This window comes from Methylobrevis pamukkalensis (assembly GCF_001720135.1).
GTDB lineage: Bacteria > Pseudomonadota > Alphaproteobacteria > Rhizobiales > Pleomorphomonadaceae > Methylobrevis > Methylobrevis pamukkalensis.
Window position 1 is genome coordinate 1 of the sequence record NZ_MCRJ01000113.1, and the last position, 13,977, is coordinate 13,977.

Here is a 13,977-nt window from a genome sequence, read left to right on the forward strand (position 1 = left end):
GCTTCGGCGGCGCGCCGTTCGGCCGCCGCATCGCTTTCGCCCGCCGCGCGCTCCAGCCAGCAGAGGCGCGGCTCGGCGAGCGCGATCCGCTCCAGCGCGGCGCGCGGCGCCGGTGCAGCGCCGACCGCGACGAGACGCCAGTGCGGGTGGGTCTGTCCGAGCACGCTGTTGAGCAGGCGATGGAAGCCGTCGAGATCGACGGCATCGGCAAGGACCACCACCGTGACGGCGACCGGCGTGCCGGCCACCATCGGCGGCGGCGGCACGTGGTGAAGCTCCGCGAAGCGATGCGCCAGCGCGACCGGCACCGAGGATCGCGCCGCGACCTCGGGCAATGCGCGCAGCAGCCGGTCGATCTGGCCGCGTACGTCTTCCAGCGCTGCCGTTGCAGCGGCAAGCGCCTCGGGCGCCCCGGAGGCGAGCGCCCGTTCGAAGGCGGCGGCCTGATGGTCGGCGATGCCGGCGCCGCGCAGCTCCTCGTGGGCGGGCGACGACGGCGACAGCGCCGCTGCCCGCTCGTAGGCGGCCATCGCCTCCTGGCGCCGGCCGGCGAGCTTCAGGAGATGGCCGAGCTGCAGGTGGATGTTGGCTTCGCCCGGCGCGCGCCGCAGCGCGTCGCGGTAGACCTCCTCGGCCTCGGCGTAGCGGGCGGTGTCCTTCAGCATGTTGCCGAGCAGGACGAGATTGCGCCAGCGCGTCGGATCGAGGGCGACGATCTGGCGGTGGAGCGCGGTCGCGTCGTCGAGCCGGCCCCGTGCCCGGGCCGCCTTCGCCGCCTTCATCAGCTTCGAGATCCGCATCGCCGCGAACGGCCTGCGCACGAGGGCGAGCGGATCGAACCCGCGGCGGGTGGCGGCATCGGTCTTCGCGGCGTCTTCGGCGTCCATCCATCCCCCGAACGAACGGGCCGCGCAGATCCGGCTCGCGGCGCCGGCCCTGTTGCGTGATAGTGCAAAATGTGGATGTTGTCACACGGAACAGGGCCCTGTCCGGCGCCTCCGGCGAAGGGTTGCCCCGGCGACGACCGGGCGCCGGCCCGAAGCGCAGGACAGAGAATGCGGGAACTGCTGCTCCACGTCGGCCACGACAAGACCGGGTCGAGCTACATCGAATCCGCGCTTGCCCGCAGCGTCTCGGCGCTGATGCAGCATGGCATCACCTATCCGGTGCCGCACAACATGGAGCGGGCGGCCAACGGCGGCATAACCTCCGGCAACATCATGCGTCTCGAGGAGGCGATGAGTGCGGGCGCCGACACGGACGCGCCGGAGGCCCGGATCTTCTTCAGCAGCGAACTGCTGTTCGGCCGTTTCTTCGGACGCAAGGGCGAGACGCTGACGCTGGAGGCGCTGGCCAACACCTTTGCCGTCGACCGGATCCGCATCCTGCTGTTCATCCGCGATCCGATCGACCACCTCTGCTCGTCCTATCAGCAGCGCGTGAAACGCAGCGGCGCGACCATGTCGACCGGCCGCTTCGCGCGCCGCTACGGCCATCCGCAGCTGGTGCGCGACTTCCTCGACATCGTTGCCGCCAGCGATCTCGCGGAGGTCACGGTCTTCAACTACTCCCGCCATCGCAAGGAGATTCTGCGGATCGTCAGCGACTGGCTCGGACTTCCCGAGGGCACCCTGGCCCTGCCGGCCTTCGACAACGTCAACCGCTCGATGACCCATTCGGAACTCGAGATCCAGAAGATCATCAACGAGCGGCTCGGGAATTCGGGACATCTGTGGTCGGATCCGCTGTGCGAGAAGGCGCCGGACATCCGGTCGAGCGACATCCGGCCGAGCGTCGAGAACCAGACGCTCGCCTTCGAACGCCTCAAGCCGTATATCGACGAGGTCAACGCCTGCCTGCCAGCCGCCGAGCACTATCGCCGCGACATCGCGGAGGGCGAGAAATTCCCGGCCGACACGTTCACCCTGAACCGGCAGCAGATGGAAATCCTCATCGGCGCCTTTTCCGACGAGATCGTGCAGCTTCGCGAACAGGTCGCCGCGCTCAAGGTCCGCGCGGCCGAGCGGCGCAAGGTCCAGTCCTGACGCGGCGGCAGCGGCCAGAACCGGCACCGGCACCGGAACGGGCCGCCGGCGTCACCCCGCCCGGTTTCTCCGGGCATCGCCTCGCCTTACAAGGAGCGACATGACCCTTCCCCGCATCATGGTCGACGGCTACAACCTTGCGCTCCAGAAGGGCACGGGCATCGCCACCTACACCCGCAACCTGACGCAGCGCCTCGGCGCGCTCGGTGCGCCGGTGGACGTGCTCTACGGCATCCGCTCGGGCACCGGCGCCCGCGGCGGGCTTCTGTCGGAGGTCGACTTCTTCGATCCGTCGGTGAAGGCGATCAAGACCCGCGAGGTGGTGAGCCGGCTGGCGACCTCGCGCTTCGGCGTGTCCGCCTACGAGGTGCCGGTCGACGGCAAGGTGGTCAGCGACGGCCTGCGGTCGCGGATGCCGCATTTCGACCGGATCTTCAACGTCCCGGACCTGTTCTACTTTTCCAAGTGGCACCTCCGGGTGCACCGGCGCTTTCTGGAGGTCAGCTATCCGCAGCCGGCCCGCGTCGCCCACTGGACCTATCCGATGCCGGTGAAGCTGAAGGGCGCCGCCAACATCTACACGATCCACGACCTCGTGCCGCTGCGCCTGCCCTATGCCACGCTCGACAACAAGCGCGAGTTCCACAGCATCGTCTCGGCGATCGCGAAGGACGCCGACCACATCGTCACCGTGTCGGAGACGTCGAAGCGCGACATCGTCGACCTGCTCGGCGTGCCGGAGGACAAGGTCACCAACACCTATCAGGCGGTCGACCTGCCGCAGGCGCTGGTCACGCGCGACCGCGACGAGGTCGCCGGCGAGATCTCCAACCTGTTCGGGCTCGGCGACCGCGACTACTACCTGTTCTTCGGCGCCATCGAGCCGAAGAAGAATGTCGGACGGCTGATCGAGGCCTATCTTGCCAGCGGCGTGAAGACCCCGCTGGTCATCGTCGGCGCGCTGGTGTGGAAGAACGCCGACGACCTGAAGCTGCTCGATCCGGCCGGGATCAACGACATCGAGATGCAGCAGCGGCTGCGCAAGGGCGGCAGCGGCCTGCGCAAGCCCTTCGACCCGACGCTGACGCGCTTCACCCGTTCGCAGGTGATGCGGATCGAGTATCTGCCGTTCCATCAGCTGGTCTCGATGATCCGCTGCGCCAAGGGCGTGCTGTTTCCCTCGCTCTACGAGGCTTCGGCCTGCCGATCCTCGAGGCGATGCAGCTCGGCACCCCGGTGATCACCAGCACCAAGGGCTCGACGCCGGAGGTGGCGGGCGACGCGGCGCTGATGGTCGACCCCTATGACGTGCCGGCGATCGCCGGGGCGATCCGCCGCTTCGAGGCCGATGCCGACCTGCGCGACCACTACGCACAGGCGGGCACGGCACAGGCGGCGAAGTTCTCCAATGCGGCCTATGACGCCCGTCTCGCCGACCTCTACCGCAAATTCGCCTGATCCATGCCCGAGCCTGTCCGAAAGGACCGGGACGATCGGGGAAAATACGTTTGCCGCCGGGGCGGCCGGGCGCTAGGTTCCGGCTAAATCCCTGTTTTTCAACGTTGTTGAGAATTATTCCAGGGATGGAGCGGGTTCGGCGGTTTGGGACGGGCAGACGGCTGTTCCGGTAACGGACAACGAGGATTTCCGAACATGACAGGTATCCGCAAGATCTACGTCGGCTACGACAGCCGCGAGGACATCGCCTGGCAGGTCTGCCGGCATTCCATCCTGCGCCACGCCAGCCGCCCGATCGAGATTCATCCGCTGAAGCAGTCGTCGCTGCGCGAGCTCGGCCTCTACACCCGCCCGGTCGACGCCATGGCCTCCACCGAATTCTCGCTCACCCGCTTCCTGACGCCCTATCTCGGCGCCCACGACGGCTGGTCGATGTTCGTCGACTGCGACTTCCTCTACACCGCCGACGTCCATGCCCTGTTCGACATGCTCGACGACGACAAGGCGGCCTATGTGGTCCAGCACGACTACACGCCCTCGAAGACCCAGAAGATGGACGGCAAGCAGCAGACCGTCTATCCGCGCAAGAACTGGTCGTCGATGATCCTGTTCAACGGGTCGAGCCCGCATGTGCAGGCGCTGACGCCGCAGCTGATCAACACCGCGACACCCGCCCATCTTCACCGCTTCTCGTGGATTCCGGACGACGCGCTGATCGGCGCGCTGCCGCTCACCTGGAACTTCCTCGAGGGCGAGTATCCGAGGCCCGACTACGTGCCCTCGGCCATCCACTACACCAACGGCGGGCCGTGGTCGAGGAGTGGCAGCACGTCGACTTCGGCGACCTCTGGATCGCCGAGCGCGACCTCTACCTCGCCGGCCTCGCCCCGGACTAAGCTCTTCGGCGGGCTTGTTGCCGCGCTGCAGCGATCCTATGCTCGCCCGCCGGGCGTTCGCGCATCGGCGGGCACGGGGAGCGCATCGAGGCATGAAGACGGACGTCATCGTTCTGGGGGCGGGCATCGTCGGCGTGTCCGCCGCCCTCCATCTGGTGAAGCGCGGCCTCGGAGTCACCCTGATCGACCGGCGCCGGCCCGGAGAGGAGACCTCCTACGGCAACGCCGGCCTGATCCAGCGCGAAGGCGTCTATCCCTACGGCTTCCCGCATGATTTCGGGGCGCTGTTCCGCTACGCGCTGAACAACACCATCGACGCGCACTACCATCCGACCGCCCTGCCCGGCCTCGTGCCGTTCCTGCTGAAATACTGGTGGCACTCCGGCGTGACGCGCCACGACCAGATCGCGCGGCTCTATGCGCCGCTGATCGAGAAGTCGATCGAGGAGCATGCCGGGCTGATCGAGGAGGCCGCGCCGGCAATCTCATCGCCAAGAACGGCTGGATGAAGGTGTTCCGCAGCGACCGGGCCCGCGACGATGCCTTCCGCGAGGCCGACCGGCTCACCGCCGACTTCCGCGTCAACCACGTCAAGCTGACCGGCGCCGAAGTTGCCGCGGCAGAGCCGGCGCTGGTCGGCGGCCTGGCAGGCGGGTTGCGCTGGTCCGATCCGTGGTCGATCCGCGATCCCTACAGCCTGGTGCGGGCCTATGTGGCGCTGTTCGAGAAACTTGGCGGCACGGTGATGTCCGGCGATGCCGCCACCGTCGAGGCGATGCTGTCGGCCAAGGGCTGGCGGGTGGCGACCCCGGAGGGGCCCGTGGAGGCCACCGACGTGGTCGTCGCGCTCGGGCCCTGGGCCGATACGGTGACGCGCAAGCTCGGCTACCGCTTTCCGCTGGCGGTCAAGCGCGGCTATCACATGCACTATCGCCCGAAGGACGGGGCCGTGCTCAACAACTGGGTGCTCGACACCGAGCGCGGCTATTTCCTCGCGCCGATGCAGCGCGGCATCCGCCTCACCACAGGCGCGGAATTTGCCCGCCGCGACGCGCCCAAAACGCCGGTGCAGCTGGAGCGCGCCGAGAAGGTCGCGCGCGACTTCTTCCCGCTCGGCGAGCGGGTGGATCTGGAGCCGTGGATGGGCTCGCGGCCCTGCACGCCGGACATGATGCCGGTGATCGGCAAGGCGCCCCAGCACGACGGCCTCTGGTTCGCCTTCGGTCATGCCCACCACGGCCTGACGCTCGGCCCGATCACGGCCGGCTGCTCGCGAGATGATGACCGGCGCCAAGCCGGTGATCGATCCGGCGCCGTATCGGCCGGAGCGGTTTCTGGGGTGAGAGGGTTGTCCGGAGCAAGCGCTTCCGGTGTGGCTCCCCCGCTCTCCCTGTCCCTCCCCCTCCAGGGGGAGGGACGCAGGCGGACAGGTCTCTCAAAATCAGAGTTCCGTTTCGGCGAAACGTGGCGGAGTTCCGAAAACTTCCCCTTCATCGTCCCCTCCCCCTGGAGGGGGAGGGACAGGGAGAGGGGGCCGCGGCCCATCCTCAAATCCGGCGCCAGACGAAATCCCCCTCAAGCCAGCAGCTGCCCGCCATTCACCTCAAGGCTCTGCCCGGTCACGTAGCCGGACAGTTCGTTCGCCAGCAGATAGAGATACGCGCCCGCGCAGTCCTGCGGCGTGCCCAGCCGCTCCAGCGGGATCGCCTTTGCCGTCGCCGCCAGCTTCTCGCGGCTGGAGTAGCGTTCGTGGAAGGCGGTGTCGATCGTGCCGGGGGACACCGCGTTGACGCGGATGCGGCGCGGGCCCAGTTCCTTGGCCAGACTGCGGGTGTAGGTGGCAACGAAGGCCTTGGCCGCGCTGTAGAGCGAGGAGCCGGGGCTGCCGCCGGTGCGGGCCGAGATCGACGTGGTGTTGACGATCGACGCGCCGTCGGTGAGGAGCGGCAGCAGGCCGTGGGTGACGAGCACCACCGAGCGGGCATTGAGATCGACGACGCGGGCATAGGCGGCCGCGTCCGTCTCCGTCGCCGGAATGCGGCCGATCATGGTGCCGGCGTTGTTGACGAGGCCGTCGATCGCCGGCATCCGCTCGATCACCGCGGCAAGGAAGGTCTCCACGCCGTCGAGGGTCGAGAGATCCGCCGCCACCACCTGCAGGCGGGCGCGCTGCGCCTCGGGCAGGTCCGCGAACAGATCGTCGTCGGCCGCCGGCATCACCCGGCCGGCGTGGGCGCAGACCTCGGCGCCGAGATCGAGCAGGCCGCGCGCCACCGCCGCGCCGATGCCGCGGGCGGCCCCCGTGACCACGATCCGCCGGCCGAGGAACAGGTCCGGCGCAAAGGCCGGGGCGACGGAGGCGGCCATGATCGCCGTCCCGGTTTCCTCGAGGTCGGTCTCGTCCAGATCGATCAGGTCCGGTCCGGTCCGCTCCGGTTCGTCGAGCACCGTCATCGGCTTCTCCCTCTGCGCGTTCGCGCCATATGCATGACGTCTGTTTTCACGTGACTTGGCGGCGATCAGGCGATATTTTCGTTTTTCTGTCAAACGAAAACACCCGACCGGAAATCGCGCATGCTGATCCCCCGCCAGGCCGAGATTCTCGATCTTGCCCGCCGCGTCGGCCGCGTCGGCGTGGAGGAACTGGCCACGCGCTTCGACGTGACGCCGCAGACCATCCGCCGCGATCTCAACGAACTGTGCGAGCGCAAGCTGCTGGCCCGGGTCCATGGCGGGGCCGTCAGCCAGTCCGGCATCGAGAACATGGAATACGGCGCCCGCCGCACCCTCGCCGCCGACGAGAAGGCCTCGATCGGCCGCTGCGCCGCACGGCTCGTGCCGGACGAGGCCTCGCTGTTCATCAACATCGGCACCACCACCGAAGCCGTCGCCCACGCGCTGCTGCAGCATCGCGGACTGATGGTCATCACCAACAACATCAACGTCGCGAACGTGATGCGGGTCCATCCCGGCTTCGAGGTGGTGATTGCCGGCGGCGTCGTGCGCACCGCCGACGGCGGCATCGTCGGCGAGGCGGCGGTGGATTTCATCCGCCAGTTCAAGGTGGACTATGCGGTGATCGGCGCCTCGGCGATCGACGACGACGGCGCGCTGCTCGACTATGACTTTCGCGAGGTGAAGGTGGCGCAGGCGATCATCGCCAATGCCCGCCACGTGATCCTCGTCGCCGACTCGACCAAGTTCGAACGCACCGCGCCGGTGCGGATCGGCCATCTGTCGCAGGTGAACACCTTCGTCACCGACCGCTGCACCGTGCGCACGATCCGCAAGATCGCCCACGACAACGACGTGACGCTGATCGAGGCCGCCCTGCCCGGCGAGCCGGCCGACGTCTGACGCCCTCCGGCGCTCGTCCGTTCCGCAGTCCCGCCCTTGCCGCCCACCGCCTGCCGCCCTCGATCACCACGTCAGTTTTTTCGATTCTTTTTCGATTGACTTTCGTTATCCGTTCGCAATAGCTTCACTGAAACGGTTGAACGCGTTCGGATTTGTTGCGTCGCAGCAGCTTTTCCGGAAAAGACGGCCAAACGACCGTTGCGCGTCGCCAGGGGAAGCGCAGGCTTTCCGACGGGCGGATCGCACAGGGAGGCTCGGGTGATCCACGACATCTTCGTCATTGGCGGGGGCATCAACGGCTGCGGCATCGCGCGAGATGCCGCCGGGCGCGGCTATTCCGTGTGCCTTGCCGAGATGAACGACTTTGCGAGCGGCACCTCCTCCGGCTCCACGAAGCTGATCCACGGCGGCCTGCGCTATCTCGAACATTACGAATTCCGCCTCGTCCGTGAGGCGCTGATGGAGCGCGAGGTGCTGTGGGCGCAGGCGCCGCACATCATCTGGCCGCTGCGCTTCATCCTGCCCCACCACAAGGGCCTGCGTCCGGCCTGGCTGCTGCGGCTCGGCCTCTTCCTCTACGACCACATCGGCGGACGCCGGAAGCTGCCGGCCACCCGCACGATCGATCTTGAGACCGATCCGGCCGGCAAGCCGCTGAAGCCGCTGTTCGGCAGGGCCTTCGAATATTCCGACTGCTGGGTGAACGACGCCCGGCTCGTCGTCCTCAACGCCCGCGACGCCGCCGACCGCGGCGCCCGCATCCTCACCCGCGCCGAAGTCGTCGCCGCCCGCCGCACCCAGGACGGCTGGCAGATCGACGTGCGCGACCGCGACACCGGCACGACCGAGACCGTGTCGGCCCGCCTGCTGGTCAACGCCGCCGGCCCGTGGGTCGACAAGGTGCTGTCGCGGGCGCTCGGCAGCAACCGGGCGAGCAACGTCCGCCTCGTCCAGGGCAGCCACATCGTCGTGCGCCGCCTGTTCGAGCATGACCGCTGCTACATCTTCCAGAATTCCGACGGCCGGATCGTCTTTGCCATTCCCTACGAGGACGACTTCACGCTGATCGGCACCACCGACCGCGACTATGACGGCGACCCGGCCCACGTCGCGATCACCCAGCCGGAGATCGACTATCTCTGCGCGGCGGCGAGCGAGTATTTCGCAGCCCCTGTGCATGCGGACGACGTGGTCTGGACCTATTCGGGCGTGCGGCCGCTCTATGACGACGGCGCGTCGAAGGCCCAGGAGGCGACCCGCGACTACGTGCTGAAGGTCGACGAAGCGGCCGGCGCGCCGCTCGTCAACATCTTCGGCGGCAAGATCACCACCTACCGCCGCCTCGCCGAGACGATGCTGGAGAAGATCGAGCAGCTGATCGGCGCGCGCGGGCCGAAGTGGACCGCCGCCTCGACACTGCCCGGCGGCGACTTTGCCGTGGACGGCTATGACGCGGAGGTCGCCCGGCTGCAGGCGTCGCACCCGTTCATCGAGACCGGCCACGCCCGCCGGCTGGTGCGCCAGTACGGCACCCGCGCTTTTGCGATGCTGTCGGGCGTGACGTCGTCGGCCGCGCTCGGCCGCTGCTTCGGCGCCGACCTCCATGCCGTGGAGGTCGTCTATCTGATGACGCAGGAATGGGCGCGGACGGCCGAGGACGTGCTGTGGCGCCGCTCCAAGCTCGGCCTGCGGCTGACACAGGCCGAGGCCGGCGCACTCGACGACTGGATGCGTGCCAACGCCGCAAACTACTTCACCCCGCGCGCGGCGGAGTAGGGGAGGACAGATGCTGGAACTGAAGAACGTCAGCAAGCGCGTCGGCGCCGAGACTCACATCGAGAACGTGTCGCTGCGTCTCGAGAAGGGCTCGCTCAACGTGCTGCTGGGGCCGACGCTTTCGGGCAAGACCAGCCTGATGCGGCTGATGGCCGGCCTCGACGCGCCGACCGCCGGCGACATCCTGATCGACGGGGAGAGCGTGGTCGGCGTGCCCGTGCGCCGGCGCAACGTCGCCATGGTCTACCAGCAGTTCATCAACTACCCCTCGCTGACGGTCTACGAGAACATCGCCTCGCCGCTGCGCATCGCCGGCGTTCCCGCCGCCGAGATCGAGCGCAAGGTGCGCGAGGCCGCCGAGCTCCTGCGGCTGACGCCCTATCTCGCCCGCACCCCGCTCAATCTCTCCGGCGGCCAGCAGCAGCGCACCGCGCTCGCCCGGGCGGTGGTCAAGGGCGCGAGCCTCGTCCTGCTCGACGAGCCGCTCGCCAACCTCGACTACAAGCTGCGCGAGGAACTGCGCGCCGAACTGCCGAAGATCTTCGCGGCCACCGGCGCGATCTTCGTCTACGCGACCACCGAACCGTCCGAGGCCCTGCTGCTCGGCGGCCATACGGCGGCGCTGTCGAAGGGCCGCGTCACCCAGTTCGGGCCGACCATCGAGGTCTTCAGCCGGCCGGTCGACCTCCTCACCGCCATGACCTTCTCCGATCCGCCGCTCAACAGCCTGTCGGTGCGCAAGGCCGGCGGCAACCTCGTGCTCGGCGAAGGCGTTCACGTGCCGGTGCCGGGCGCCGCGACCGGCCTTGCCGATGGCGACTACACCATCGGCTTCCGGCCGCATCACCTCTATCTCGACCGCCCGGGCCCCGCCGCGGTGGAGCTGCGCGTGCCGGTGGCCGTCACCGAGATCTCCGGCTCGGAGAGCTTCGTCCACGTCGACTTTGCCGCCGAGCGATGGGTCGCGCTGGCCCATGGCGTGCGCAATCTGGAGGTGGACGAGCGCGTGCCCGTCTATCTCGACCCCGACCGCTTCTTCGTCTTCGACACCGCCGGCCGGCTCGTCGCCGCGCCGCCTGCCATGTGAGGGGACGCGCCGTGGCCCGTATCGACCTCGACCATATCGCCCATTCCTACCATCCGGACCCGAAGGTGCCGGCCGACTTCGCGCTGAAGGAAGTGCACCAGACCTGGGACGACGGCGGGGCCTATGCGCTGCTCGGCCCGTCCGGCTGCGGCAAGACCACGCTGCTCAACATCATCTCCGGCCTGCTGACGCCGTCGCACGGTCACGTCCGCTTCGGCGCGACCGACGTGACGCTGCTGCCGACCGAGCAGCGCAACATCGCGCAGGTGTTCCAGTTTCCCGTGATCTACGACACGATGACGGTGGCCGAGAATCTCGCCTTCCCGCTGAAGAACCGCGGCATGGCCGAGCCGGACATCCGCCGCCGCGTCGCCGAGACCATCGAGATGCTCGGCCTCCAGGACAAGGCGACCCGCAAGGCGCGCGGCCTCACCGCCGACGAGAAGCAGAAGATCTCGCTCGGCCGCGGCCTCGTGCGCCACGACGTCAACGCAATCCTGTTCGACGAGCCGCTCACGGTCATCGACCCGCACATGAAGTGGGTGCTGCGCTCGCAGCTGAAACAGCTGCACAAGCGCTTCGGCTTCACGATGATCTACGTGACCCACGACCAGACCGAGGCCCTGACCTTCGCCGACAAGGTCGTCGTCATGTATGACGGCGAGGTGGTGCAGGTCGGCACGCCCGAGGAGCTGTTCGAGAAGCCGCGCCACACCTTCGTCGGCTATTTCATCGGCTCGCCGGGCATGAACGTGCTGCCGGCCGAGGTGCGCGGCGCTTCGCCACCGTCGCCGGGCACCGCATCGCCCTTGGCGGCGACTATGCGCCCGTGACCGGCAAGGCCGAAATCGGCATCCGTCCGGAATTCGTGCGCCTCACCGACGACGCCGCCGGCCTGCCGGTGACGGTCAAGACCGTGGACGACATCGGCCGCTACCGGATCCTGCGCGGCAGCCTCGGCGCCTCGACGCAACGCCATCGTGCCGGAGGGCCGGTCGATCCCGGCCGAGCCGCGCGCACCTTCGATCCGGGCCGCCTCAACGTCTACGCCGGCGCCCATCTCGTCGAACCCGCGATCGCGAGGAGCTGACTGCCATGGAGAAGACCTGGAACAACAAGGCCTGGTTCATGGTGCTGCCGGTGCTGCTGCTGGTGGCCTTCAGCGCGGTGATCCCGCTGATGACGGTCGTGAACTATTCGGTGCAGGACACCTTCGGCAACAACGAGTTCTTCTGGGCCGGAACCGAATGGTTCTCCGAACTGCTCGGCTCGGACCGCTTCTATGACGCGCTGTGGCGCAACCTCGCCTTCTCGCTGATCATCCTCGCCATCGAGGTGCCGCTCGGCATCGTCATCGCCCTGTCGATGCCGAAGACCGGCTGGGGCGTGCCGCTCTGCCTCGTCACCATGGCGCTGCCGCTGCTGATCCCGTGGAACGTGGTCGGCACCATCTGGCAGATCTTCGGGCGCTCCGACATCGGCCTGCTCGGCCGCGCGCTGACCGACCTCGGCATCGACTACAACTACACCCGCGATCCCTTCGCCGCCTGGGCCACGGTGATCGTGATGGACGTCTGGCACTGGACCAGCCTCGTGGTGCTGCTCTGCTACGCCGGCCTCGTGTCGATCCCGGAGGCCTACTACCAGGCGGCCCGGATCGACGGCGCCTCGCGCTGGGCCGTGTTCCGCTACCTCCAGCTGCCGAAGATGCACCGGGTGCTGCTGATCGCCGTGCTGCTGCGCTTCATGGACAGCTTCATGATCTACACCGAGCCCTTCGTCGTCACCGGCGGCGGACCGGGCAACTCCACCACCTTCCTGTCGATCGACCTCGTGAAGATGGCCATCGGCCAGTTCGACCTCGGTCCCGCCGCGGCGATGTCGATCGTCTACTTCCTCATCGTCCTCCTGCTGTCGTGGGTGTTCTACACGGTGATGACCAACTACGGAGAGGGAGAGCGCTGATGTCCGACGTCACCAGCACCATCGCCGTTCCGACGCGCCGGGCCCGCGCCTCCGTCGCCGGCAACAGCCGGGGATCGGCCCGCTTCGCGCCGCTGATCCCGGCGACCTACATCCTGTTCCTCATGCTGCCGATCTACTGGCTCGTCAACATGAGCTTCAAGACCAACGAGGAGATCCAGTCGCGCTTCACGCTGTGGCCGGAGAACTTCACCTTCCGCAACTACGAGGTGATCTTCACCGATCCGTCGTGGTACAACGGCTACATCAACTCGATCATCTACGTGGCACTGAACACGGGGATCTCGGTGGCGGTGGCCCTGCCGGCGGCCTACGCCTTCTCGCGCTACCGCTTCCTCGGCGACAAGCACCTGTTCTTCTGGCTGCTGACCAACCGCATGGCGCCGCCGGCGGTGTTCGCCCTGCCCTTCTTCCAGCTCTATTCGGCCTTCGGCCTGATCGACACCCACATCGCCGTGGCGCTGGCGCACTGCCTGTTCAACGTGCCGCTCGCGGTGTGGATCCTGGAAGGCTTCATGTCGGGTGTGCCCAAGGAGATCGACGAGACCGCCTACATCGACGGCTACTCCTTCCCGCGCTTCTTCGTGAAGATCTTCATGCCGCTGATCGCGTCCGGCATCGGCGTCGCCTGCTTCTTCTGCTTCATGTTCTCTTGGGTGGAACTGCTGATCGCCCGCACGCTGACCACCACCGCCGCCAAGCCGATCTCGGCGATCATGACCCGCACCGTCTCGGCCTCCGGCATGGACTGGGGCGTGCTCGCCGCCGCCGGCGTCCTGACCATCATCCCCGGCGCGCTCGTGATCTGGTTCGTGCGCAACTACATCGCCAAGGGCTTTGCCCTCGGGAGGGTGTGATGGGGTTTGGACATCCCTCGCGCCAGAACGCCGATCCATCCCCTCATCCCGAGGAGGCCCGCAGGGCCGTCTCGAAGGACGGGGGGAGCGCCCCCTCATTCCGGCCGCGTCGGGCCAGATCGGGAAGGTCGCTGTAGCGCCCCTCGATCAACGCTTCCTTTTTGCGTCGGGACCAGCCCTTGATCTGCCGCTCACGAGCAATCGCTTCGGTCGCCCGTTCGAAGCTCTCGCAGAAGACGAGAGCCACCGGACGTCGCCGAGCCGTGAAGCTGGCCTCGCCTGGCAGGTTGTTGTGTTCCCAGACGCGGGCCTCCACGTTCTGCCGGGTAAGGCCGGTGTAGTAGGATCCGTCGGCGCACAGGAGCATGTAGACGGTGAAGTCCATGATCTGGCTTCGTCTTCGCAGCAGGGTTCTACAACTATAGCGTCCGTCCGCCGGCTTCGTAAATCGATCGGCATTCGCCGGGGCCGACCCCTCGTCCTTCGAGACGGCCCTGCGGGCCTCCTCAGGATGAGGG

Annotated in this window: 11 protein-coding genes and 2 pseudogenes; 10 read left to right on the forward strand and 3 right to left on the reverse strand. The window is 67.8% G+C overall.

What is annotated here, in order from left to right; translation table 11 throughout:
• Positions 1-887, reverse strand: an 887-nt coding sequence (locus A6302_RS16335; RefSeq protein ID WP_141703862.1) for a tetratricopeptide repeat protein, incomplete at its 3' end; no start/stop codon positions are given.
• Positions 888-1,055: 168 nt separating this feature from the next.
• On the opposite strand from A6302_RS16335, the gene A6302_RS16340 reads away from it, so the two are divergent.
• The 4 genes and pseudogenes from A6302_RS16340 to A6302_RS16350 all read left to right on the forward strand — a co-directional run bounded on the left by A6302_RS16340 (position 1,056) and on the right by A6302_RS16350 (position 5,742).
• Positions 1,056-2,045 carry a hypothetical protein gene (locus A6302_RS16340; protein WP_069307936.1) on the forward strand — a complete coding sequence of 330 codons (990 nt, stop codon included), beginning with the start codon at positions 1,056-1,058 and terminating at the stop codon, positions 2,043-2,045.
• Between the two features lie 100 nt (positions 2,046-2,145).
• Positions 2,146-3,285: a glycosyltransferase gene (locus tag A6302_RS16345; protein ID WP_245294108.1), complete on the forward strand. Its 1,140-nt coding sequence runs from the start codon at positions 2,146-2,148 to the stop codon at positions 3,283-3,285.
• On the forward strand, positions 3,246-3,503 hold the full coding sequence (locus A6302_RS24745) for a glycosyltransferase (protein ID WP_245294110.1): 258 nt from the start codon (positions 3,246-3,248) through the stop codon (positions 3,501-3,503). The genes A6302_RS16345 and A6302_RS24745 overlap by 40 nt, the downstream gene beginning before the upstream one ends.
• A 988-nt stretch (positions 3,504-4,491) precedes the next feature.
• Positions 4,492-5,742: pseudogene (locus A6302_RS16350) on the forward strand (NAD(P)/FAD-dependent oxidoreductase).
• Between the two features lie 232 nt (positions 5,743-5,974).
• Here the strand turns inward: A6302_RS16350 and A6302_RS16355 are convergent.
• Positions 5,975-6,766, reverse strand: a complete 792-nt coding sequence (locus A6302_RS16355; protein WP_069307942.1) for an SDR family NAD(P)-dependent oxidoreductase — start codon at positions 6,764-6,766, stop codon at positions 5,975-5,977.
• Between the two features lie 207 nt (positions 6,767-6,973).
• Between A6302_RS16355 and A6302_RS16360 the strand changes: the two genes are divergently transcribed.
• From A6302_RS16360 to A6302_RS16385, 6 genes and pseudogenes are all read left to right on the forward strand, one after another.
• Positions 6,974-7,756 carry a DeoR/GlpR family DNA-binding transcription regulator gene (locus tag A6302_RS16360; RefSeq protein WP_069307937.1) on the forward strand — a complete coding sequence of 261 codons (783 nt, stop codon included), beginning with the start codon at positions 6,974-6,976 and terminating at the stop codon, positions 7,754-7,756.
• A 258-nt stretch (positions 7,757-8,014) separates the two neighbouring features.
• On the forward strand, positions 8,015-9,532 hold the full coding sequence (gene glpD, locus A6302_RS16365) for a glycerol-3-phosphate dehydrogenase (protein WP_069307938.1): 1,518 nt from the start codon (positions 8,015-8,017) through the stop codon (positions 9,530-9,532).
• Between the two features lie 10 nt (positions 9,533-9,542).
• The gene (locus tag A6302_RS16370) at positions 9,543-10,619 is read left to right on the forward strand and encodes an ABC transporter ATP-binding protein (protein ID WP_069307939.1); all 1,077 of its coding nucleotides are present in this window, start codon (positions 9,543-9,545) and stop codon (positions 10,617-10,619) included.
• An 11-nt stretch (positions 10,620-10,630) separates the two neighbouring features.
• Positions 10,631-11,709, forward strand: a pseudogene (locus tag A6302_RS16375) (ABC transporter ATP-binding protein).
• Positions 11,710-11,714: 5 nt separating this feature from the next.
• Positions 11,715-12,584 (forward strand): carbohydrate ABC transporter permease, encoded by an 870-nt coding sequence (locus A6302_RS16380; protein WP_069307940.1) that lies wholly within the window; start codon positions 11,715-11,717, stop codon positions 12,582-12,584.
• Positions 12,584-13,459: a carbohydrate ABC transporter permease gene (locus tag A6302_RS16385; protein WP_245294109.1), complete on the forward strand. Its 876-nt coding sequence runs from the start codon at positions 12,584-12,586 to the stop codon at positions 13,457-13,459. Before A6302_RS16380 ends, A6302_RS16385 begins: the two co-directional genes overlap by 1 nt.
• Before the next feature lie 43 nt (positions 13,460-13,502).
• Here A6302_RS16385 and A6302_RS16390 read toward each other — a convergent pair whose 3' ends face one another.
• Positions 13,503-13,844 carry a GIY-YIG nuclease family protein gene (locus A6302_RS16390; RefSeq protein ID WP_069307941.1) on the reverse strand — a complete coding sequence of 114 codons (342 nt, stop codon included), beginning with the start codon at positions 13,842-13,844 and terminating at the stop codon, positions 13,503-13,505.
• Positions 13,845-13,977: the final 133 nt, after the last annotated feature.